This window comes from Mycobacterium sp. NTMscope_MAC_269 (assembly GCF_976985695.1).
On sequence record NZ_OZ335668.1, the window covers coordinates 3,421,631 to 3,444,522 of the forward strand.

At 66.9% G+C, this 22,892-nt stretch carries 21 protein-coding genes; 9 read left to right on the forward strand and 12 right to left on the reverse strand.

Features of this window, described 5'->3' with window-relative positions:
* Window positions 1-244 precede the first annotated feature (244 nt).
* The 4 genes from ACZ50Z_RS15880 (at window position 245) to ACZ50Z_RS15895 (ending at window position 3,447) form a co-directional block, all read left to right on the forward strand.
* Window positions 245-493: a hypothetical protein gene (locus tag ACZ50Z_RS15880; protein WP_464484410.1), complete on the forward strand. Its 249-nt coding sequence runs from the start codon at window positions 245-247 to the stop codon at window positions 491-493.
* A 1,430-nt stretch (window positions 494-1,923) separates the two neighbouring features.
* Window positions 1,924-2,913 (forward strand): IS481 family transposase, encoded by a 990-nt coding sequence (locus tag ACZ50Z_RS15885; RefSeq protein ID WP_464484411.1) that lies wholly within the window; start codon window positions 1,924-1,926, stop codon window positions 2,911-2,913.
* 31 nt (window positions 2,914-2,944) lie between these two features.
* Entirely contained in the window at window positions 2,945-3,259 is a 315-nt protein-coding gene (locus tag ACZ50Z_RS15890; RefSeq protein ID WP_464484412.1) for a hypothetical protein, read from the forward strand.
* The gene (locus ACZ50Z_RS15895; RefSeq protein ID WP_464484413.1) at window positions 3,256-3,447 is read left to right on the forward strand and encodes a hypothetical protein; all 192 of its coding nucleotides are present in this window, start codon (window positions 3,256-3,258) and stop codon (window positions 3,445-3,447) included. The genes ACZ50Z_RS15890 and ACZ50Z_RS15895 overlap by 4 nt, the downstream gene beginning before the upstream one ends.
* Before the next feature lie 55 nt (window positions 3,448-3,502).
* On the opposite strand, the gene ACZ50Z_RS15900 is transcribed toward ACZ50Z_RS15895, so the two are convergent.
* Together ACZ50Z_RS15900 and ACZ50Z_RS15905 are read right to left on the reverse strand one after the other, a co-directional pair.
* On the reverse strand, window positions 3,503-4,879 hold the full coding sequence (locus ACZ50Z_RS15900) for a PPE family protein (protein ID WP_464484414.1): 1,377 nt from the start codon (window positions 4,877-4,879) through the stop codon (window positions 3,503-3,505).
* Window positions 4,880-4,924: 45 nt separating this feature from the next.
* Window positions 4,925-6,157, reverse strand: a complete 1,233-nt coding sequence (locus ACZ50Z_RS15905; protein ID WP_464484415.1) for a PPE family protein — start codon at window positions 6,155-6,157, stop codon at window positions 4,925-4,927.
* Window positions 6,158-7,013: 856 nt separating this feature from the next.
* Here ACZ50Z_RS15905 and ACZ50Z_RS15910 point away from each other — a divergent pair.
* On the forward strand, window positions 7,014-7,235 hold the full coding sequence (locus ACZ50Z_RS15910) for a hypothetical protein (protein ID WP_464484416.1): 222 nt from the start codon (window positions 7,014-7,016) through the stop codon (window positions 7,233-7,235).
* A 37-nt stretch (window positions 7,236-7,272) separates the two neighbouring features.
* Here the strand turns inward: ACZ50Z_RS15910 and ACZ50Z_RS15915 are convergent, their stop codons facing one another.
* Together ACZ50Z_RS15915 and ACZ50Z_RS15920 are read right to left on the reverse strand one after the other, a co-directional pair.
* Window positions 7,273-7,653, reverse strand: a complete 381-nt coding sequence (locus ACZ50Z_RS15915; RefSeq protein ID WP_464484417.1) for a hypothetical protein — start codon at window positions 7,651-7,653, stop codon at window positions 7,273-7,275.
* A gap of 47 nt (window positions 7,654-7,700) precedes the next feature.
* A complete protein-coding gene (locus ACZ50Z_RS15920; protein ID WP_464484418.1) occupies window positions 7,701-9,233 on the reverse strand; it encodes a DUF4185 domain-containing protein in 1,533 nt (510 codons plus the stop codon).
* Between the two features lie 833 nt (window positions 9,234-10,066).
* On the opposite strand from ACZ50Z_RS15920, the gene ACZ50Z_RS15925 reads away from it, so the two are divergent.
* Genes ACZ50Z_RS15925 through ACZ50Z_RS15935 form a run of 3 tightly spaced genes read left to right on the forward strand, consistent with a single transcriptional unit; the run spans window position 10,067 to window position 13,289 of the window.
* Window positions 10,067-11,287: an acetyl-CoA acetyltransferase gene (locus tag ACZ50Z_RS15925; RefSeq protein WP_464484419.1), complete on the forward strand. Its 1,221-nt coding sequence runs from the start codon at window positions 10,067-10,069 to the stop codon at window positions 11,285-11,287.
* Window positions 11,287-12,801: a carotenoid oxygenase family protein gene (locus tag ACZ50Z_RS15930; RefSeq protein ID WP_464484420.1), complete on the forward strand. Its 1,515-nt coding sequence runs from the start codon at window positions 11,287-11,289 to the stop codon at window positions 12,799-12,801. Before ACZ50Z_RS15925 ends, ACZ50Z_RS15930 begins: the two co-directional genes overlap by 1 nt.
* Window positions 12,801-13,289, forward strand: a complete 489-nt coding sequence (locus ACZ50Z_RS15935; RefSeq protein WP_464484421.1) for a VOC family protein — start codon at window positions 12,801-12,803, stop codon at window positions 13,287-13,289. The genes ACZ50Z_RS15930 and ACZ50Z_RS15935 overlap by 1 nt, the downstream gene beginning before the upstream one ends.
* Window positions 13,290-13,293: 4 nt before the next feature.
* On the opposite strand, the gene ACZ50Z_RS15940 is transcribed toward ACZ50Z_RS15935, so the two are convergent.
* From ACZ50Z_RS15940 to ACZ50Z_RS15975, 8 genes are all read right to left on the reverse strand, one after another.
* Window positions 13,294-13,728: a hypothetical protein gene (locus tag ACZ50Z_RS15940; RefSeq protein ID WP_464484422.1), complete on the reverse strand. Its 435-nt coding sequence runs from the start codon at window positions 13,726-13,728 to the stop codon at window positions 13,294-13,296.
* 74 nt (window positions 13,729-13,802) lie between these two features.
* Complete coding sequence (locus ACZ50Z_RS15945) at window positions 13,803-14,573, reverse strand: VOC family protein (protein WP_464484423.1); 771 nt, start codon at window positions 14,571-14,573, stop codon at window positions 13,803-13,805.
* Window positions 14,574-14,660: 87 nt separating this feature from the next.
* Window positions 14,661-15,122, reverse strand: coding sequence for a type II toxin-antitoxin system Rv0910 family toxin (locus ACZ50Z_RS15950; protein ID WP_464484424.1), 462 nt, complete (start codon window positions 15,120-15,122; stop codon window positions 14,661-14,663).
* 3 nt (window positions 15,123-15,125) lie between these two features.
* Window positions 15,126-15,314 (reverse strand): antitoxin, encoded by a 189-nt coding sequence (locus tag ACZ50Z_RS15955; protein ID WP_464484425.1) that lies wholly within the window; start codon window positions 15,312-15,314, stop codon window positions 15,126-15,128.
* 66 nt (window positions 15,315-15,380) lie between these two features.
* Window positions 15,381-17,762, reverse strand: coding sequence for a cation-translocating P-type ATPase (locus ACZ50Z_RS15960; RefSeq protein WP_464484426.1), 2,382 nt, complete (start codon window positions 17,760-17,762; stop codon window positions 15,381-15,383).
* A complete protein-coding gene (locus tag ACZ50Z_RS15965; protein ID WP_464484427.1) occupies window positions 17,759-19,336 on the reverse strand; it encodes a serine hydrolase in 1,578 nt (525 codons plus the stop codon). The genes ACZ50Z_RS15960 and ACZ50Z_RS15965 overlap by 4 nt, the downstream gene beginning before the upstream one ends.
* A 96-nt stretch (window positions 19,337-19,432) precedes the next feature.
* On the reverse strand, window positions 19,433-20,542 hold the full coding sequence (locus tag ACZ50Z_RS15970; RefSeq protein ID WP_464484428.1) for an MBL fold metallo-hydrolase: 1,110 nt from the start codon (window positions 20,540-20,542) through the stop codon (window positions 19,433-19,435).
* A gap of 6 nt (window positions 20,543-20,548) precedes the next feature.
* Window positions 20,549-21,280 carry an enoyl-CoA hydratase gene (locus ACZ50Z_RS15975; RefSeq protein ID WP_464484429.1) on the reverse strand — a complete coding sequence of 244 codons (732 nt, stop codon included), beginning with the start codon at window positions 21,278-21,280 and terminating at the stop codon, window positions 20,549-20,551.
* Window positions 21,281-21,307: 27 nt separating this feature from the next.
* Here ACZ50Z_RS15975 and ACZ50Z_RS15980 point away from each other — a divergent pair, with 27 nt between their 5' ends.
* On the forward strand, window positions 21,308-22,798 hold the full coding sequence (locus tag ACZ50Z_RS15980; protein WP_464484430.1) for a carboxyl transferase domain-containing protein: 1,491 nt from the start codon (window positions 21,308-21,310) through the stop codon (window positions 22,796-22,798).
* Window positions 22,799-22,892: the final 94 nt, after the last annotated feature.

Here is a 22,892-nt window from a genome sequence, read left to right on the forward strand (position 1 = left end):
CCCGTTGGGCCGTCCTGGGACTGCTCAGCCCTCGGATTCAACCTCGTCCCAGGCGCACGCCCCAGCCCCAGGGCATGGGACAGCCCCAGTTCCCGCGCAGCGTGCGGGTTGCGGGAGGCCTCGCTGTCAGTCACCTCGTTCTTGCCGATCATTGCATCGAGCCTTTTACGGCAGCGCCAGGAATAAAACCCGCTGGTCAGGCGTTGTAACTTGAGCCCGGGCTCCCCGGCGGAAACGAGGACAGATGCTCTACTACGCCAACGGCGGGCCAGGACCAGCGACCAAGCTGCTTCGGGTTGACGCTCCGGCTAACGCGAGCATGGAGCAGTGGCACGCGTCTCCGGCCGCGTCATGGCAGCCGCACTCCGGTTGGGTGCCCAACACCTTCGCGCAGTTGGACATTCTGGGCTTGGGCGAGTTCTTTATGGTGGATGAGTCGCAAGTCCCGGCGATCCAGGCAGAGATGACTGCAGCCCTGGCGAAGTACCAATAGGCCAACGCGCCAACCGAATTCAGGCCCTCCGGCTCCGGTCGGGGGCCTTCTGCTGTGCGGGACAAAAGGTCAGGTCAGGTGAGTCAAATGACTCACGCCCCAGGAGCCGCTGACAGCCTCGTCCGGTACCGGCGCGTATCCACCTCGGCCTAAATCGGCCGTGAGCGTGGCGCTCAGCCCTCGGAGTCTACGGTCCCGTTGCCGACCGCGCCCAGCATTTCCGGCGTCGAGAGACCATGCTTGCGGGCCTCAGCCAGCGTCCGGCTTGCTTCCCGGCGGGGCCTCGCCTCGGCGGGCCGTAGCCCGCTCACCCGATACCTCGCCAGGTTGCGGGCCGTGCTCGGACGTGAAACATGGTGCGCAGCACGGCCTATCGTCGGCAGGTACCACCGGCTGCTGACCGGCCGACAAGGCAATCGAGTTCGCCTTACCCTCGGTGATGTTCGATGCACTCATTTGGACTCCCTGCGGCGCGGCGTGATTCGGTCATCAGCTGTCACTGTGAACGTTCGGCGGGCCACCGGCCAGCGATGGAACGGGGTCGGCAGATCGCCGGGTAGCTCCCACGATTGCGCGTGCAGCGGCTCACCGGCCGCGAGACGCTGATCAACCTCGGCGGTAACCCGTGCCGCATGCCCTAGCTCGTGCTCCGTCAACGCATCGCCTTTAAGGGTCACTTAAAGCGGCGTCGCCGTCGAACAACTCGCGTTCCACCTTCCCTCGAATGACGTACTCATACGCACCCGGAGAATGCAACGTGAACGCATCACCCGCTGCCGAACTAGGGCGCTGAATAGGCATGGGCCAGACCGCCTTTCGTGCTATCCACCGTTGGCCTGCCGCATCCGTTCACGGTCCCACCTAGCCTGCGCCGCCTTCGACGCCTTCTGAGATGTCACAGACATCGGCTGCTCGACCTCCGTGGACAGTTGCCCGAGCAGTCGTGTGATCGACGCGTCTAACAGTCTTATCTCGGCGGCGATCTTGAGTTTTAAACTGACCATCTCCACCGACTTGTAGCGTCCGTTCAACTCGACGCGCCGGGCGCCATCAAAGCCGGCATCGGGGCGGCGTTCGGGGCGGGCCTCACTCCCGAACTCGCCGGCGCTGGTGCACTCCCCGGCGCGGTGCTCGGCTTCGTCGGCGGCTTCGCGCAGGGCTTGCTGGAAGCCCCGGTAGAGGCGGCCGCCAAAGGCGCGCTGGAGTGCAGCGAAGACGTACCTGCTTGGCTTAAGCCATGATCAACGCAAAGCGGATCCTGCTCTACCTGCCGCTATACCTCGTGTGGGCGGTCACCATCGATGTCCTGTTCGATAGGGCTAGTTGTACTGACCACGGACGTTGGTGACGGCGTGGCGTGGTGACATGACGAAGACCTCCGAGTGAAGTGCGAGCTGTCTAGGAACGCACTCATCACCTCGGAGGTCTTCGTGTCCCACCGTAATGCCCCTTTGTCTGAAACCGGACGCCTGCGCTTGGCCCGTTGTGTTGTCGATGATGGCTGGACTTTGCGGCGAGCTGCTGAACGCTTCCAGGTCTCGGTGACCACGGCGGCTCGCTGGGCCGGTCGTTACCGCGAGCTTGGTGATGCGGGGATGGTCGACCGCAGTTCACGACCCCATCGCAGCCCGCATCAGACCCCGACCCGTACCGAGCGGCGCATCATCAAAGTCCGCACGATACGGCGCTGGGGCCCGGCCCGCATCGGCTATCTGCTGGGGTTGCACCCCTCCACGGTGCATCGGGTGCTCACCCGCTACGGGCTGGCCAAACTGCGTTGGCTGGACCGTCCCACCGGGCGGGTGGTACGCCGGATGGAGTCGGCCCGGCCCGGCGAGCTGGTCCATGTCGATGTCAAGAAGTTGGGCAGGATCCCTGCCGGCGGTGGGTGGCGCTTGCTGGGCCGATCAGCGGGCCGACGCCATTCTCGCGCTGACAAAAGCAGCGGCAAATCAGCTATGGACCGCGACGGACGGCGGGGCTACCACTTCGTGCACACCGCCATCGATGCACACTCGCGACTGGCCTACAGCGAACTGCTCGCCGATGAACGCAAGGAGACCGCCGCCCAGTTTTGGTCACGAGCTAACACATGGTTCCAACAGCGCGGAATCACCGTGCGAAACGTGTTGACCGACAACGGGTCCTGCTATCGCTCCCACGCATTCCGTGAGGCGCTCGTTGACATCGAGCATCGCCGGACCCGGCCATACCGGCCACAAACCAACGGCAAGGTGGAACGCTTTCACCGCACCCTGGCCGATGAGTGGGCCTATGCCCGGCTCTACACCAGCGACGCCGAACGTTGCGACGAATTCCCCCGATGGCTACACACCTACAATCACCACCGCGGCCACACAGCACTCGGCGGCCAACCACCCGCGACCCGCGTACCTAACCTCTCAGGTCAGTACAGCTAGTCCCCCCAGTAGTAAGTCTGTACCGGCGTGGATGACAGTCGGCTTCATCGTGTCCGCGGTAGTCGTAGCGGGCGTCGTGCTCTGGTACTTATCCAGACGCGCGGCCGGCAAAGTGCCCCAACAGCGCCAACACGGCTACACCGCCTTGCTCGTCGCGATCGTCGTGTCTGGGTTCGTAGATGATGCGCTCAAAGGTGCCGCATGGCTGCTTCTGGGCCGCCATCCCTGGTGGGTGCTCGTGCCGATTTACACAGTCGGCTACGCGGCGTGCTGGGCGGTCCTCGTGCTAATGGTGAACTGGCTGGAACATCGAGCCGATGATCGCAGCGGGTCGTCCCGGGCGTGAAGAACAACCCCGTATACGGCCCAACGTTCTACATAGCGATGGCCGTGCTGTCCCTGGCGCTCTTCGTGCTGAATGCGTCCACCCACGGCACAGCGCTAGGCCTCATCAGTACCGGAGGTCTCGCCGCGGTGATGAGCTACAACGCCTACCGGACCTGGTCCCGCAAGCGCCACATGAACCAGCAATAAACCGCCTCGACAGACCCCGCGCTTATCTCGACCAGTCGTTCATAAGCCGTTCTCCCTATCCCCACGTGGCCCGCGGCGGTGTGGCCTTGGACTTGTCGGCGGACGACAAATGAACGGCGTGGACGCCCGGCTTCTTCGACAGCTGATCCAAAAGGCTTTCCAGATGCGCCTTGTCGGTGTGCCAGTGCTGGACAGACTCCGGCGCTTCCTCCAGTTCCGCCAGGACGGACTTCAGCTTGTCCGGGGTCTTGGCGTCGTTGTCCGATGAGCGGCGACCCAATCCCCGGGCGGTGCTTCCGCTGACCGCGCGGGGCACGGCGCCGCCCAGCGCGCTGCCGGCCAAGCTCGCCAAAGCCATCTGGCCGAGGGAACCCGCGCCGGCCGCGACCGTCGGCGCGGCACTCGCGCTGGTGTACTCCAGCACGGTGGCGGCCAGCTTGACCCCGGGGCTGGCCACGGCCCAGCTCGGCGGCACCGATAACGCCCCCGCCAGACCCGCATTGCCGACGCCCGCGGTCACGGCGGACGCGCCGGCGGCACCCACCGCCTGGGTGCTCGAACCCAGCGCCGCGAACAGCGGCCCCTCGAGTTCGACGGCGGTGTCGCTCCACGTCCGTGCCGTGACGACCAAGCCCAAGCTGAGGCTCAGCAACGTGTCGTTGACCGGGCGGATCGCTTTGGTGACGAACTCGATGTTCGCGGCGATCTTCGCCAACGGCGTGGAATTCAGGTTGTTCAACCATGTCGCCAACGACGACGGATCCGCCGCCGACAAAGCGGAGGGGGCGGCGAAGCTTTGCAGGGTTCGCGGGGTCGACGACATCAGCTGCGACAACGCCGACTGCGCGTTGGCGGGCGCCGCGCCGACGGCTTGGGCGACCGCGCCTGATTGGCCGGCGGCCCCGCCCGGGTTGGTCGTTTGCGGTGGCGCGTTGAAGGGCTCCATCTGCGCGGCGATCGCCGAAGATCCGGCGTAGCCGTACATCACGGCGGCGTCTTGGGCCCACATCTGCGCGTACTCCGCCTCGCTGGCCGCGATCGCGGCGGCGTTCTGCCCGAGCACGTTGGTCGCCACCAGGGACGCCAGCTGGCTGCGGTTTTCCGCGATCGCCACCGGGGGCACGGTCGCCATGAACGCGGCGTCATAGGCCGCGGCCGCCGCTCTGGCTCGCGAGGCGGCCTGCTCGGCCTGGGCGGCGGTGGCGCTCATCCACGCCGCATACGGCGCGGCCGCGGCCGCCATGGTCAGAGAGGACGGCCCCTGCCAACCGCTGGCCAGGTTCGAGATCACCGCCTCATACGACGTCGCCGCCGAATGCAGCTGGGCGGCCAGCCCATCCCAGGCCGACGCCGCGGCCAATATCGAGCCCGCGCCTTCACCGGCGTACATCCGACCGGAGTTGACCTCCGGCGGCAATGCTCCGAAATCCATTGCTACTCCTTATTTATCGTGCCAAGTCGTGCGTTGCGGACGCGGCTATTCCTGCGTGTCGTCTGCGTTGATGACGATGATCGTGGCCGTAGTTGCCGCGCGCCCGAAGGCGCCGCCACCCATGCCCATTGCCCGAGCGGAGCCGCCGCCGGTCGCGGCCATCGCCCGCCCGGCCAAACCCGACGCGGCCATGTTGGAGAACAGCGCCCCGTTCCCTTCGGCCGCGAGTGCTGCCGGAGCCCCGGCAAAAGCGGTGTGCGGCAACACCGTTGCCAGCGGCCGGATCTCCGGGGCGGCGGCCGCCCATCCCTGCGGCACCGACAAGCGCCCGACGACGGCGGCACGTCCGATCCCCGTCGACGTTGCGGTTCCAGTGGGCGCCGGCGAGCTCACGACGCGCGTCCCCGAATCAATCCCTAGCAGGCGCTGCGTCGAGTAGTCCCGGTCCAGCCGCTGCCGGGCACTGTTCACATTCGCCACGTTTTGCGGCACCAGATAGTTTTCGACACCCAGCAGATACGGGCTGCCGCCGATGCCGAACAGCGACACCGGTCCCAACGGCCCGGTGAGCGCCGAGTCGAGGGCTGACAGCAGCGACGGCGGGTCAGCCGTCGCGGCGGCGGTAGGCGCTGTCAGCGCTCGCAGCGATTGCGGCACAGCGGACATCAGTTGCGGCAGAGCTGATTCCGTGTTCGTCACGACCGAACCACCGGTCGCTTGCGCGACGGCGGCTCCTTGTCCCGCGGTCCCGGCCGGGTTGGTGCTCTGCGGCGGCACGGTGAATGGCGTCACCTGTGCGGCGGCCGCCGAGGTGGCGGCGTAGCCGTACATGGCGGCTGCATCCTGGGCCCACATCTCGGCGTACTGGGCCTCGGTGGCCATGATCGCCGCGGTGTTCTGACCCAAGAAATTGGTGGCGATCAGCGCCATCAATTGCGCACGATTGGCCGCGATGACCGATGGTGGCACCGTCGCGAGGAACGCCGCCTCATACGCGACCACAGCCACCCGCGCCTGATTCGCGGTCTGCTCGGCCTGGGCGGCGGTGGTGCTCATCCATGCCGCATACGGCGCCGCGGCGGCCGCCATCATGGTCGATGAAGGTCCCCGCCACCCGCCGGTCAGGTTCAAGATGGCTGACTCGTAAGACGCTGCCGCGGAGTGCAACTGGGCGGCCAGACCATCCCACGCCGCCGCGGCAGCCAGCATCGGCCCCGACCCGGGACCAGAGTACATCCGGCCGGAGTTGACCTCCGGCGGCAAGACCCCGAAATCCATTGCTATACCTCATAACTCAACGATGCTTGAAGGCAACGGGAGTCAACCGCCGCGTCGCCTCATTGATTTGATAAACCGCACTTCTGAAAATGTGCCCTGCCGCCACGCAACCGACCTGATCGTCAGCGAGCGTCATTGTTGTAGCGCAGGGAGCTTCGACGACGGGCGCACCGATTCCACAGCAGAGAAGACTCTTGATAAAGGACCCGCTTGTGGGTTAGGTAGCCTTTCGGCCGTTGCGGTATGCCCACATCATCGGCGTGGCGAGGCAGCGCCGATCGTCGTCGACGTGAAGGTCAACGTCGAATGCTAGGAACCCCGGTTGCGCCACGGGCGGTGGCGTCGACGTTGCAAATAGGACTCGACTCGGCGGCTGTGCCTGTTGGCGATGATTTCGATTGCGCGCCAGCTATCTTGGCGCGTTTGCTCAAGGCTGACGGATGCGAGGCGTAGCCGCGCCCGAGTGAGCGGTCGGTTGGGTAGGGAGGTCGTCCCGCGCGAGACGATCGGGCAAGCGCTCACCGCGGTCAATGACGGCGAACCCTCATCGACAGATCTCATCGCAGTGCTCCCACTTGCACGGAGCGTTTGCTGCACCAAATTCCCCGCCCTACCAGTAAATGACAGATCACGATCGTACTTTTCCCGGTCAGGCCGTGTCCAGTTTGCCTTCGTGCCATGCGAGCAGGCCGGGGCGCCTTCGCGCCAGCGCAAACCGCGGTCACGATTCCCGACCTGAACCAGCGATCAAGTCCCACAAAGTGCGGAAATGAGGACTACCATCGACACCGTGCGTGTAAGGGAAGAAACGTAGCGACCGTCGCTTCGTTGGGGCATAGCACTTGCCGGGCCTGCGATGCGGAAGCTAGTCGCGACACTGATGGCCGTTGGGGCCCTGATACTCAGCGGCCAGGCTACCGCCCGCGCCACGGACCAGCCGCCACCGCCGCCTTCTCCGGCGCCCGATTTCTACGCACCGAAGTGTTTGTCTTTCGATCCCCAACCCCCGGCGCACTGGAACTACCTGCCGTGCGGATGGACAACGGATGGCAAACGGTGGATCCCGCCGCCGCCGTAGCCGATACCGCACCTCACGAAACCCGCTCAGCCGCCGGCTAACTGGCTTTGAGGTGCCCGCCTCCCCGGCAGCTCACGCCGCAGACGCCCGCATCCCCCCGGGCGTCTGCGAGCGAAAGCGCCTGGTCAATGGGGAGCCCGCTGCAATCCAAACCGTTGACCACCAGGCCCAGGCTGATGGCGCCGTCCGCGCGGGCGCTTTCGATGCACACCTCGATGTCGCGGAGCCCCGGCCTGCCGACGGTCCAGTAATCCGGGCGGTGCCCGTCGAACACCGTGTGGGCGTCCGCGCCGTCACCGTTTGTCCGCAGTTCGCCCGCGGATGAAACGGGCACGTCGTCGGGCAACGCGGCCGCGGCGAGAGGAGTGAGCGGATCAGCAAGACCGCAACAGTTGTCGTGATACTCCAAGGCGATCATCGTCGCCCTCCTCTCACTAGACCATCGTATATTCGATGGCGACGTTTTTACGGCAACACGGTGTGCATCAACATCACGTCGTATGCCGACCACAGCGACAGGTTGAAGTACAGATCCCGCCCCGATGACCAAGGATGGATCATCGGCGCATAGATGCCGCCGGGCATTTGGAACGAGGACACCAGCGGCTGCGGGGGGCTCCATGGGCCCTGCGGCGCCGGCGCGGTCCGCGCGATGACGTCGTTGCTGCCGCCGTCGGTGTAGAGCACCAGATACTGCTTGAGGTAATCGTTGTACTGGGCTGACATCTCGCCCACCGGCGCCGGGAAGATCGGCGTCGCCGCGCCGGGATTATTCGCGACCCAACGGCCGCCCTCGTCTCCGTTCCAGTATTGGTACTTGGTCAGGTCGGGCAATTGATTCGGTGGAACGCGCGACAGGAAGGCCGCACCGCCGCGCCCCGACGGCGTTCCGAACTGATAGAGGTAACCGTCCTTGCCCTTCAAGAACGCACCCATCTGGAAGTTTTCGTTTCCTGGCGTAAACCCGGCTCCCGGAATGGCATCCGCTGACGCGGTACGGATCGTGGTGGGGAAGATCCCCCAGTTCTGGCCGTTGTCGTTGGACCGCGCGATCGCCGAATAGTTCGTTGTCCATTCGCCGTCACGGCCCCACTGGCGGATGGACATGTAGCTCATGTACTGAGTTCTGCCCATCGACATCGCCCCGGTCGGAATGATTCCCGTCTCGTGCGCGGCCTTATGGATGGTGTTGACGACCTGTTTGGAAAGTCCGGGCGCCCATACCGGTGAGCCGGAGTACCGGTCGTTCGGCACGCCGTCGGCGATGTGGATTCCCTTGGACAGGTCGCGATCGTTGCTGCGGAACAGGGTGTTGTAGCGCCACTGCTGGCCGTGCACCTTGCAATAGCCGAAGGTGTCACCGAAGGCCATCAGCACCTGACGGTTAGCGGGATCGCCGTTGTCCCAGGCAATCCCGAGATCGGTGCCGGAGATGCCGAAACGTTGCAGAGTTTTGTTGGGGCCGTCCGGTCCGGTCACCCAGTCGACGAGGGACGTCGGCGCGCCCGCGATCGACGGAGGTGGTCCCGGCTCGGGTTGCGGCTGCGGCACCGGCACGGCGTTGGGCCGCAGCGGGTTGGCATTCGGCTGCTGTGGAACCGCGGGCGCGGGCGGGTTGGGGCCCGGCGGCAATACCTCGGCTTGCTGTTGCAACGGCGCCGACGGGCCGGGTCCGGGTGTCGGCCCCTCGGCTCGCGGATGCACCGGCGCGGAATAGCCGCGCCCCGGGGTCGTCGGTTTGAGCAACGAGGAGATCAGCGGACCCAGCCGCGGCAGCGGCGCCTGGTCATTCGTGTGCGTGGGCCTGCGCCCGGTTGGCGGCTGCACGACCGGCTGAGGCGCGGGCATGGCCGGCTGCGCGGCGGGCGGTTCGACATTCGCTTCGGGAGCGCCGCACGGCGTGGCGTGGGCGGCAGGCGCGGGTCCCACCACAAAGACGAATCCGATAGCGGCCGCCGACGCCATCGATAGCGACACACTTCGAAGAATCGCCGACATGTAACACCTTTCGAGGGGTAGGACACCGCGCAGACGTCCGTAGTTGGCTCATGTGACGATAGTGATCTGCGGGGCATATGTGACCAACGATGAGCCGATAGGTATGCATCCGTGACCGTGTCGCAACGCACGGATCCTGGGCCGAACTTTCCTCTCACGCCATTAGCCCATATCCCATACCCGCAGTTGGGCGCAGTTTCCCGCTTTGCCACTGCAGTAACCGACTGGGCGGGCCACCGGTGTCGCAAGGTGTCACGATGGACCGCAGACCACGCCGGTCCGAGCGCCGCCGCCTTGCGGAGAGCCCGTCACATCCCCACAAGCGACCGCCGGCTTCGGTGAGGTTGTCGCCGGCCGCGGACAACGCCTCGGCTACTTTGCTGGGCGGCCGTTAAACGAACGGCCCAGGGGTGCGTAAATCGGCCAACACCGAAGCACGCGCGACGCCACGATGCAGCTCGGCTGTTCCGTGCCGCGACCGCCGCGCCCGGCACAACCACACCGCATCGGCGCAGCTCAGACTTTCAGCCGACGGCAGTCGCGGGCGCTCCGAGCGCCCCGCGAAAAGGTGAATCGTCGTTAACCGAACCTGGCGGCGTCGGTGGCCCGCCGTCACCGATGCGTCAAAGAGATTGAGGCCGCATGTTTGTCGGCACCCCTGGGGGGCAATGATCCAACAGTAGGCGAGTGCGTCGGCCGGCCTTCGCGCCCGCCTAGGTCCCGTCGGTTCAGCCCGAGAGCCGACGGGGCCGCCCTTTTTTGGCTCTCCCAGGACTCGCACCGCCCCGCCGATTGGCCTCAACAACCCACCCTCGCGGGAGTACCGTCGGCGTATGGATGGCTCGCCCGGTGTGTGGATTCTCGGCGGTTACCAAAGCGATTTCGCTCGCAACCTCACCAAGGAAGGCCACGACTTCGCCGCGCTGACCGCCGAGGTCGTCGGCGCCACGCTGGCCTCGGCCAAGATCGACGCGACCGGCATCGGCGTGGTGCACGTCGGCAACGCCTTCGGCGAGATGTTCGCCCGACAGGGCCACCTCGGCGCGATGCCGGCCACGGTGTGCGACGGCCTCTGGGACACCCCGGCGTCACGCCACGAGGCGGCCTGCGCCTCCGGCAGCGTGGCGGCGCTGGCGGCAATGGCCGATCTACGCTCGGGCGCCTACGACACCGCGCTGGTGGTGGGCATCGAGCTGGAGAAGACGGTCCCGGGCGACGTCGCCGCGCAGCACCTGGGGGCCGCGGCGTGGACCGGCCACGAGGGGGGCGACGCGCGCTACCTGTGGCCGTCGATGTTCGCCCGGGTGGCCGACGAATACGAGCACCGGTACGGATTGGACGACGCGCACCTGCGGGCCATCGCGCAACTCAACTTCGCCAACGCCCGGCTCAACCCCAACGCCCAGACCCGCGGGTGGGCCGTCCCCGATCCCATCACCGACGACGACGCGGCCAACCCGATCACCGAAGGCCGGCTGCGACGCTTCGACTGCAGCCAAATGACCGATGGTGGCGCCGGATTGGTGCTCGTCAACGACGCCTACCTGCGCGACCATCCCGACGCGCGCCCGATCGGCCGCATCGACGGCTGGGGTCATCGCACCGTCGGGCTGGGCCTACGGCAGAAACTGGATCGCGCCGCTGACGATCCGTACGTTCTGCCGCATGTGCGGGCCGCGGTGCTTGACGCGCTGCGCCGCGCCCGGCGCGGCCTCGACGATATCGACGGGTTCGAGGTCCACGACTGCTTCACCCCCAGTGAATACCTGGCCATCGACCACATCGGATTGACCGGCCCGGGCGAGTCATGGAAGGCCGTCGAAAACGGCGAGATCGAGATCGGGGGAAGCCTGCCGATCAACCCCAGCGGCGGACTGATCGGCGGCGGACACCCGGTGGGCGCCTCCGGCGTGCGGATGCTGCTGGATGCGGCCAAGCAGGTCAGCGGCACCGCCGGCGACTATCAGGTCGACGGCGCCCAGACCTTCGGGACCCTCAATTTCGGCGGCAGCACCGCCACCACCGTGAGTTTCGTTGTCAGCAAAGGCATCTGATGGACGTTGAGATCGTCGGCAAGTTCCTGTCCACGCTTCCCGAGGACGACGACCACCCCTACCGCACGGGCCCGTGGCGTCCCCAGACCACCGAATGGGACAGCGATGATCTGGTCGCCGTCGAGGGGGAGATCCCGCGCGACCTGGACGGCATCTACCTGCGCAACACCGAGAACCCGTTGCACCCCGCATTCAAGACTTATCACCCATTCGACGGCGACGGCATGGTGCACGTGGTCGGCTTCCGCGACGGAAAGGCCTTCTACCGCAACCGCTTTATCCGCACCGACGGATTTTTGGCCGAGAACGAGGCGGGCGGGCCACTGTGGCCGGGTCTGGCCGAGCCCGTGCAACTGGCCCGGCGCGGGCCCGGATGGGGCGCGCGAACGAGAATGAAGGACGCGTCGAGCACCGACGTGATCGTGCACCGCGGCGTCGCGCTGACCAGTTTCTACCAGTGCGGCGACCTGTACCGTATCGACCCGTATTCGGCCGACACGCTCGGCAAGGAATCCTGGAGCGGACGCTTCCCGGCCGCGTGGGGCGTGTCCGCACATCCCAAAGTAGACAACACAACCGGTGAGCTGTTGTTCTTCAACTACAGCAAGCAAGAGCCGTACATGCATTACGGTGTGGTCGACGAGCGCAACGAGCTGACCCACTACGTCGACATCCCTCTTCCAGGACCGCGTCTCCCCCACGATATGGCGTTCACCGAAAACTACGCCATTCTTAACGATTTCCCGTTGTTCTGGGACCCGCAGCTGCTCGAGCACGATGTGCACATGCCGCGCTTCTATCCGGACATGCCGTCACGGTTCGCGGTCATCCCGCGCCGCGGCGAGACCGCAGATATTCGATGGTTCGAGGCTGACCCCACGTTCGTATTGCATTTCACCAACGCCTACGAGGATGGCGATGAGATCGTGCTCGACGGCTTCTTCGAAGCCGATCCGTCGCCGCTGGATACCGGCGGGGCCAAGTGGGACAAGCTGTTTCGCTTCCTGGCACTGGATCGCCTGCAGTCCCGCCTGCATCGGTGGCGCTTCAACCTGGTCACCGGCGCGGTGCGCGAAGAGCGGCTCGCGGACTCCATCACCGAGTTCGGCACCATCAATCCCGCCTACGCGGCCGCCCACTACCGCTACACCTACGCCGCCACCGGGAAACCGGGCTGGTTCCTGTTCGACGGTCTGGTCAAACACGACCTACGCACCGGGACCGAGGAGCGGTTCTCGTTCGGGGACGGCGTCTACGGCAGCGAGACCGCGATGGCACCCCGCGTGGGCGGCACCGGCGAAGACGACGGCTACCTGGTCACCCTCACCACCGACATGAACACCGACGCCTCGTATTGCCTGGTGTTCGATGCCGCCCGCGTCGGCGACGGGCCGGTATGCAAACTTTCACTGCCGGAACGCATTTCCAGCGGAACCCACTCGACGTGGGCGCCCGGTGCCGAGTTGCGACGTTGGGGCGCCGCCGAGTCGCCTGCGGACGCGATCGGGCTGTGATGAGCGGCGACAAACACAAGCCCCACCACACGACCCACTGGCCGCTACAACTGGCGCCGATCGGTGCCATCCGTTTCGCCCGCCGCTCCACGCATTTCACTGAAACGGTCCAGTTCTATCGCGATCTCGTGGGGCTGCCGCTCTACGAGATGTTCGAAAACAGCTACGGAAGCACTGGCGCCATCTTCGGGCTACCCAGCTGGAACCTCACCATGGAGATCGTCGCGGCCGTCGACCCCGTCGCGGTGGACCATCACGAACAGCTCTGCCTGTATTTTCCCGACCACCGGGCTCAGCAAGCCGCCCTCGCGCGCCTGCGCGAGGCGGGCGTCGAACCCGTCGAGCAGCACCCGTACTGGGTGGCCACGGGAGCGATCACCTATCGGGACCCGGATGGACGCGAAATCGTGTTCGCGCCCTTCGTGTTCGGCGTCAACGAACCCGAAGACAGCGCCGCCTCCGGGAGGCACGAGTTCCCGTCGACCTGAGGGCTCAGCGTCTCGATCGGCCGGAGGCCAACGACGCGATCACGGCCGCGATCGAGCACGCCACCGCGCACACCGCGCCGCCCGCGCCGACGTAGAGGCCGTATTCGGCCGACACCGGCGGGTTGACGTTGAGCTTGTAGTACCAGACCGTCAGAGCCACGATGAGCAGCGAAATCAACAGCGCGGCAACCGAAGCGAGCCTCACCGACAAGCCACGACCCATCATCGCGCCGGCCACCAGCAGCGTCGAGGCCAGCAGCACGATGAGCTGGCCGGCACCGAACCCGGGGGGCAGTTCCAAGTTGCCGTGGGCGCCGCCGATGGCATTGGCCCAGCCGCCGCCGTTGACCGCGGTCCTCAGCCACGGCAGCCACGCGCTGGCCGATACCACCACGGCGAAAAACGCCACCAGCCAACCGGGGCGCAGGCGGCGAGTCATGGTAGCGAGGTTAACCGACTCCGCCCCCGTCGCGCGGCACCGAACGTCACGCTAGCGTGGCGCTCGCCGAGGCGTTAAGTCCGCAGCGAGGACAGGTTGAACGGGGTACCCGTCGGATCGCTCGCGGCGGCCAGCCGCCCATACGGGGTGTCCTCGGCATCGCGCACCACCGCGCCACCGTGGTCGACGATCAGGCGCAGGGTCTTGTCGACGTCCTCGGCGCCGAAGAAGATCACCCAGTTTGACGAGACACCCGGCGGCAACAGTGCGGCGCCGTCCATCACGCCGAGCAATTGCTCGTCACCGAACCGCGCTGTGGTGTAACGGAATTCGTCGGTGTCGGACACGGGCTCGGTGTACCAGTCGAGGACGTCGCGGTAGAAGTCGAGGGCCGCGCCGTAGTCGCTGGTGGTCAGCTGGTGCCACACCGGAGCGCCGGCCGCACCGATGATCTCGAAACCGCGGTGCTCTTGCGGCTGCCACAATCCGAACGTCGCGCCGGCAGGATCGATCGCCAGACCCATGTGGCCCTTGGCGGGCACCTCCATCGCCATGCAGACCGAACCGCCGGCCCCGGTCACCGCGGCCAGCGTGGTCTGGATGTCGGCGGTGTGGAAGTAGGTCACCCAGCGGTCCGGCGCCTCCGCCTCGGGACGGTTGGCCATGATCCCGGCGACCGCGTGGCCGTCCTTGGCGACATTGACGTATCCGCCGTACTCGGCTCCGGCGGATTCGAACGTCCAGCCGAAGACCGTGCCGTAGAACTCCTGGGCGCGGGCGACGTCGGACGTGGTCAGATCGATCCAGCATGGGGCGCCCAGCGGGGCGCTGTCACGAATAGGCACGGTGACCTCCTGGTGGTGTGTCTCCCCGGCAAGAGGGGGTTCACACTATCGACCGCTACCGGGCCGAAAACTCATCGCGCGGGCAGTTCAGCGATGCCCGTTGCTACTCGGATCGCGTCGGGTGAACACCGTCACGAAGTTCTCCAGCGACTGGTTGATATCGCCGCGCAGGGCGGCGGCGACGATCATGCCGATCGGGCCGAACAGTGCCGGGCCGCCCAGGTGCACGTCGAAGCTGACGATGGAGCCGTCCCCGTTGGGGACGATCTTGGCCATCAGCTTGACTTTGACACCGCCGACACCGTCGCCGTTGAGCGTCATGCCCTCGGGCGGCTTGTAGCGCACGACGGTCCATTTGATCCGGTTGTGCATGCCCTTGACCTCGACGATCGACTCGACGACCGAGCCCTTTTCGATCTCGTCGGGCAAGGTGCTGCGCCATACCCGGTGGATGGTCAGCCAATCCTTGTACCGGGACAGGTCGGACGCGTGGCGCCAGGCCACCTCCGGTGGCAGCGGGACATCGATGGATCCGGAAAGCTTGGCCATGGCTCAGTTCTGCTGGTCGCCCGGGTCCGCGGCGCCGGTGGCCTTCTTCGCCTGCTCCTGCACCTGGTGGATGGTGTCGGAGTACTTGCCCTGCGTCTTGTCGTCGACGAACTCGCCGGCCTTGTCGATGGCCATCTCAACCTTGTCTGCGTTCTGCGACAACAGATCCTTGGCCTTGTCCAAAAATCCCATGCACCCTCCCTTTTCCCGGCATCGTACTTGGCCCGCCGAATCCGGCCGCCGCTGAGTTCGGTGTTCTCAGCGCCACAACCGCGGCGGCACGCCCAGCATTCTGGCGCGGATCCACCACATGGCCTCGACCGCCGCGGCGCCCAGCAGGCCGATCCCCAGCGCGGTCGAGGTCACCATGACATTGGACGGATCCAGCAAGAACTGCTTGCGGGCCAGTGGGAGGCTGAAGATCACCACATAGGCCAGGCCCGAGGCGATTACGAGCGCGACCCGCCACCACTGGTAGGGACGTGCGACCACGGCGAGCACCCACAGCGCCGTCATCAGCAAGGTGATCAGGGCCGCGGTCGACGCCTGGTCCTGTTGCTGGAAGCTGGCGTGACGACCCGAGTAGGCGACCAAATACGACGCGAAGGTCGCTGTGCCGACGATCAGCCCGGACGGCAGGGCCGAGCTCAGTACGCGGCGCACGAAACCCGGTTCGGCGCGTTCGTTGTTGGGTGCGAGCGACAGGATGAACGATGGTATTCCGATGGTGAACCATGCGGCGATGGTGACGTGGATCGGCTGGAACGGGTACAGCAACGGATCAGCCTTCAACACTTTGGAAAACAGGCATTCGATGCCCACCAGCAACGCCAGCAGCACCGAATATACCGTTTTGGTCAGGAACAGGTTGGCGACCCGCTCGATGTTGCCGATCACCCGCCGCCCCTCGCCGACGACGTACGGGAGCGTGGCAAACCTGTTGTCCAGCAAGACTATCTGCGCGACGGCGCGAGACGCTGGGCTGCCGGCGCCCATCGCGACCCCGATGTCGGCGTCCTTGAGGGCCAGTACGTCGTTGACGCCGTCGCCGGTCATCGCGACGATGTGCCCCCGTGATTGCAGGGCGTGCACCACGGCGCGTTTCTGGTCGGGCCGTACCCGACCGAAGGTGGTGTGTGTGTCCAACGCGTCAGCCAATTGCGTGGGTTCTGCCGGAAGTCGGCGCGCATCCATCGTCTCGCCGTGCAGCCCGAGGGTGCCGGCGACGGCGCCGACCGAGACGGCGTTGTCCCCGGACAACACCTTGACCGAAACGCCTTGGTCGGCAAAATAATCCAGCGTCTCGCGGGCGTCGGGACGGACCCTCTGTTCGAGGACCACCAGCGCGACCGGGGTGACATGCCCAGGGGCGCTCGGGTGGTCGACGGCCACGCTGCCGGCGCCCACCAGCAGGACCCGCAGACCTTGCGCCCCGATGCGCTCGGCCTGTTCGGCCGCCGCCGACGCCGGCTCGAGCAGCACGTCGGGTGCCCCCAGCACCCAGTTGCCGTGCCCGTCGAAGGACGCGCCGCTCCACTTGGTGGCCGACTTGAAAGGCGCTGTCGCCGTGGCGATCCAGCCGGGCGGTGCATCATAGGTTTCGGCGATCGCGCGCATGCTTGCGTTGGGTCGCGGGTCGGCGGCGGCCAGCGAGGCCAGCACGTCGGCGATCCGATCGCCGGCCCCGTCGAGCTCGTCGACCCGCGCGACCCGCATGCCGCTTTCGGTCAGGGTGCCGGTCTTGTCGGCGCAGACCACGTCGACTCGGGCAAGTCCCTCGATGGCGGGCAGCTCCTGCACCAGGCAGCGACGCTGGCCGAGCCGGATCACCCCGACCGCGAACGCGACCGACGTCAGCAGCACCAGCCCTTCGGGCACCATCGGTACCAGGGCGCCCACCGTCCGCAGCACGGACTCCTGCCAGCCCGCGTGCGTGGTGAACAGCTGGGTGTAGATCGTCAGCAGGCCGGCCGGCACCAGCAGGTAGGTGATGAACTGCAGGATGCGGTTGATGCCGTTGCGCAGTTCGGATTTCACCAACGTGAACTTGCTGGCTTCCTCGGCGAGTTTGGCCGCGTACGCGTCCGACCCGACCTTGGTGGCCCGGTAGGCGCCGGTGCCCGCGACGACGAAACTGCCCGACATCACCGCCTCGCCGATGCCCTTGGCGATCGGGTCGGCCTCACCGGTGAGCAGTGATTCGTCGACCTCCAGGTTCGCCTCTTCGACGATCTCGCCGTCGACGACGACCTGATCGCCGGGTCCGAGCTCGATGATGTCGTCGAGCACCACCTCCTCGGGCGGAACCGCACGCGTTCCGGATTGCCTGCGCACCAAAGGCTTCGCCTGCCCCACGATCGCGAGCTTGTCCAGCGTCTGTTTGGCCCGGATTTCCTGGACCATGCCCACGACACTGTTGGCGACGATCAACAGGCCGAACATCCCATTGATCAGCGAGCCCGTCGACAGCACAATCAGCAGCAACACCCCCAGGATCGCGTTGATCCGGGTGAACACGTTCGCCCGCACGATGTCGGTGATGCTGCGCGTCGCGCGTTTCCGTACGGCGTTGCTCTGGCCGTCGGCAACCCGTTGCGCCACCTCGGCATCGGTCAGGCCGGTGCTGATCGACGTGCTCATCGGGTGAAGATCCCCAGCTTCTCGGTGTCGTAGTACTCCAGGTTCACGGTGTTATTGGAGAACACCGCTTTGGAAATCGTTCCGGGCGGGGCGTTTTCGTCGGTCAGCGGGAAGGTGAAGGTGTCGCCGTCCCAATGGGTGAGGGTGACCGTCCGGTTTTTCGGCCCCATTGCCAATTGCAGCGCGCCGTCGTGTTCGGTCACGACGGCCGGACCCCAGTAGTCGCTGGCGTAGATGCCCGTGTAGTCGCCGAGCGGTTTCGGCGGGGCGGCGTTGGCGGGGGGTTGCTTGCCGACCAGCGAGCCGACCGGATTGTTCAGCCACCCGATCGCCTTCTTGTACAAGGCGCCCCAGTCTTCGCGGACCTGACCGTACTGGACGAGGTCCATGAATTCTGCGGTCAGTGTCTCCGGGATGCCGTAGGGCGCGCCGTTGGTCAGGGCGATGATGCCCACGTCCTCGGAGGGCAGCACCACGAAATTCGTCGCCGCCCCCAAATCGAAAGCGCCGGAATGGCTGTATTCGGTGCGCCCCGAGGAATCGACCGACGCGTTGAAGCCGTATCCGTAGAAGCCGGTGCGCGCCTTGGGCGTCGTCGCGGGCGCCGACACCATCTGCGGACTGGTGGCGGGAAGCAGGGCCTCCGGCGAGACAATACGCTGGCCGTCGTGAGTCCCGTTGCCCAGCAACATCATCAGCCAGCGGGCCATGTCGTTCACCGAGGAACTGACGCCGCCCGCGGGTGACTGGGGATCCGGGTCACGCTGAAAACGGGCTTCCCACTTGTCGGCAACCTTGATGTGGTTGACCGCACGGTTGGGCCGGGCGACGAAGTCGGCGAAGCGCGAGCTGGTCGACGTCATTCCCAGGGGGCGGTAGAGCGCCTCGTCGGACAGGTCCTCCCAGGTTTTGCCCGCGGCGGCCGCCACCGCCTCCGCGCCGGCGGTGATCCCATAATTGGTGTAGGCGTAGCTGATCCGGAAGGGCGCCAGCGGCAGGTACTTGAGGCGCTCGAGGGTCTGACGACGGTCATAGCCCAGGTCTTCGAGTTTGTCGCCGGCGTGGTCGGGCAGCCCGCTGCGATGCGAATACAGGTCGGCGACGGTCACATGGCTGGTGACATAGGGATCGCTCAGCGTGAACCAGGGCAGCTTGGCGGCCACGGGGGTGTCCCAGGCGACGACGTGGTCGCTGACCTCGTGCGCGATCACCGTCGCGCCGACCGATTTGGACACCGAGGCCAACTGGAAGACGGTGTCGCCGTCCACCTTGTTGTCCTGCCCCTGGCCCTTGCTTATGTCCTTGACGCCGAAGCCCTTGGCGTACAACACTTTCCCGCCGTGGACAACCGCTACCGCCATGCCCGGGACGCCGGTGCTTCTCATCAGGTCGCCGACCAGGCCGTCGATCTTGGCGACGGCGTCGTCGATGCGGCCGGCGGGAATCGCCACACCGGACACCTGGTTGGGCGGAACGTCAGACAGGGTGGATGGGGGCCCGGCGGTCGGCTGCGCGGAACCGCATCCCGTCAACCCGAGCAGCACCGAGAGGACAGCGGCGGCGCGTTTGGTCATGGCGCGACCATAGCCCGGTGACGATGCGCGCCGCGTGCGGCGCGAGGAGGAAGCGGGCAATCGGGCGTAGCCCGGTGACGATGCGCGCCGCGTGAATCAGAGCTGCCACCACGGGTTCGATTTCACCGGGGTCGCGAGATCAATGCGCTGACCGGGGACCGGGACCGCCACGTTCACCCGCTCGGGCTCCGCGGCGGCGAGCAGCCGCTCGACCGGTTCGGCCCACGGGTGCGGCGCCAGCCGGAAGGTACCCCAGTGGATCGGCACCAGCAGCCCGCCGTCGGTGACGTCCAGGTGCGCCCGCAGCGCCTCCTCGGGGTTCATGTGCACGTCGGGCCACGCCGTGTTGTACGCCCCGATGGGCAGCAGGGTCAGGTCGAACGGCCCATGGTCGGCGCCGATCTGGGCGAAGCTCTTGGTGTAACCGGTGTCGCCGCCGAAGTACGCGCGATGAGTCGGCCCACGAAAGACCCACGACGCCCACAACGTCGTATTGCGATCCAGGAAGCGCCCCGAAAAGTGCCGCGCCGGCACGCAAACCACGGTGAGCTCGTCGACCTTCGCGCTCTGGTGCCAATCGAGCTCGACGATGCGGTGCTCGGGTATCCCCCACCTGCGCAGGTGGGCGCCGACACCGAGCGGAACGAAGAACGGGGACCGCTGCGTGCGTGCCAGCGCCCTGATCGTGTCGATATCGAGGTGGTCGTAGTGGTCGTGGCTGATCACCACCGCGTCGACGGCGGGTAGCCCCTCGAGTTGGATCGGTGGCGGGTGCAGCCGCTGGGGCCCGACGATGTCCGACGGCGAACACCGGTCGCTCCACACCGGATCGGTGAGCACCCGGTAGCCGTCGATTTCCAGCAGCGCCGTGGAGTGGCCGAACCAGCTGACGGCCAGCCCGCTCGGATCCGCGCGGAAGACCCCCGGGGCCGTCAGCGGGATCGGTCCCCGCGGCCGGCTTCCACCCCGGTTTCCCACCAGCTCCCACGCGATGAGTCGCAGTTGCTCGCGGTCCATCTTGGTTTCCGAGGGGGGCTCGAGGTTGACGAAGACGCCGTCGCGATAGTGCGGCGACCCGGCCGTCACCGCGGCGATCGATGCGGGGTGGGCCCCGAGGGCGTCGGGCGTGCCGTGCAGAGCGCGCACCAGCCAGCCCCCACCCGCCAGCGACGCCGTGCCGGCGACCAGCCGTAGCGTCCCCCGCATGGTTCCTCAGGCCCCTTGGAACTTCGGTGGCCGCTTCTCGATGCGCGCGACCTGAGCTTCGACGACGTCTTGACTGCCCCAGGCCTTGTCGAAGAGCTCCTTGTGCACCGGGCCGGCCTCCTCGATGGCGCCGTCGTCATTGAGCACCCGCTTGGCGTGCTGGATGGCCAGCGGGGCCAGGCCGGCGATCTCGGCGGCCCAGGCCTGCGCGTCGGCGAGCGTCCCGATGCGGTTGGCCATCCCGGTCTGTAGCGCCACGTCGGACGTCAGCTTTTCGGCGGCCAGCAGCATCGCGCGGGCGCGGCCGTGACCTACCAGCGACGACAGTCGCCGGATGCTCCAATTGTCAAGGGCCAGACCATATTTCGATGTCGGGAATTGGAAGAAGGCGTCCGGCGCGACAACTCGGAGATCGCATTGCATGGCCAGCTGCAGGCCAGCACCGATGGCCGGGCCGTTGATGGCACCGATCACCGGGATAAGGGTCGCGTCCAAGACCTTGTGCAGCTCGATGAGCCGGTCGGGATAGTCGGCGGCGAATGCGTCACCGCTCAGGTCCGCGCCGGCGCAGAACACCGTGCCCTGGCCGGTCAGCACGATCGCGCGGATGGAGCCGTCATCCGCCTTCAGCACGGCCTCGCGCAACTCCTCGACGAGCTGCGAGTTCAACGCGTTGCGGCGCTCGGGGCGCTGCAGCTCGATGGTCAAAACCGCTTCGGCCTGGCTGACACCGATCATGGCAGCCACCCTATATAGCCTCGTCACGTGAGTCGTATCACGGCTGGTCAACTACGCGACGCGGTGCTGGACGAAAATTCCTTCATCCGCTGGGACAGCGAGCCGCTCGCCGTGCCGCTCAGCGCTTCCTATGCGCGAGAGCTGGCCGAAGCCTGCGCCGCCACGGGCCTGGACGAAGCGGTGTTGACCGGCGAAGGGCGCATCTTCGGGCGCCGGGTCGCGGTGGTGGTCTGCGAATTCGGCTTTCTCGGCGGCTCGATCGGGGTGGCCGCGGCCGAACGGATCACCGCGGCGGTACAGCGGGCGACCGCCGAAGGCCTGCCGCTGCTGGCTTCGCCGAGCTCCGGCGGAACCCGCATGCAGGAGGGCACGGTCGCGTTCTTGCAGATGGTGAAGATCGCCGCGGCCGTCCGGCTGCACACCCAGGCGCACCTGCCCTACCTGGTCTATCTGCGCAACCCGACCACCGGTGGGGTGTTCGCGTCGTGGGGTTCGCTGGGCCACGTCACGCTCGCCGAACCGGGCGCGCTGATCGGCTTCCTCGGACCTCGCGTGTACCAGTTGCTCTATGGCGAAGCGTTCCCCGAGGGCGTGCAGACCGCCGAGAACCTGCAGCGGCACGGCGTGATCGACGACGTCATCCGGCTCGACGAGCTGCGCGCCACGCTGGACCGCGCGATGACCGTCATCACCGATGCCCCCGAGCCGCTGCCCGCGCCGCCGCCACCCGAACCCGTACCCGATGTCGCGGCGTGGGACTCGGTGGTGGCATCGCGGCGGCCGGATCGGCCGGGCGTCGGACTTCTGTTGCGGCACGGCGCAACTGATCAGGTGCTGTTGTCGGGGACCGGCCGAGGAGAGGCGGCGACCACGCTGTTGGCGCTGGCGCGATTCTCCGGCCAGCCGGTCGTGGTGCTCGGCCAGCAGCGCCTGACGGGCGGCTTCGAAAAGGGTGGGGTGGGCCCGGCGTCGTTGCGCCAGGCGCGGCGCGGCATGGCGCTGGCCGCCGAGTTGCGCCTGCCCCTGGTGCTGGTGATCGACACGGCGGGGCCGGCGCTGTCGGCCGAGGCGGAACAGGGTGGGCTCGCCGGACAGATCGCCCAATGTCTGGCCGAGCTGGTCACCCTGGATACCCCGACGGTCTCCGTGCTGCTGGGTCAGGGCAGCGGCGGCCCGGCGCTGGCGATGGTGCCCGCCGACCGGGTGCTGGCCGCGCTGCACGGCTGGCTGGCGCCACTACCGCCGGAAGGCGCCAGCGCGATCGTCTTCCGCGACACCGACCACGCCGCCGAACTTGCTGCGACACAAGGCATTCGGTCGGCTGATCTGCTGAATTCCGGGATTGTCGACGCGATCGTGCCGGAGCATCCCGACGCCGCCGACGAGCCCGTCGAGTTCGCGCAGCGACTGTCGAGGGCCATCGCCGCCGAGGTGCAGGCGTTGCGCGAGATCCCGGCCGCCGAGCGGCTGTCCGCCCGGCTGGGGCGCTACCGCAATATCGGTGTGCCCGGCGCGTAGCCCCGCGAGCAGACACAAAATCACCTTTTAGCGCGGCGTGTCGGGTGATTTTGCGTCTGCTCGCGGCACGGCCGCGCAGCGTGGCGCCCAGGTG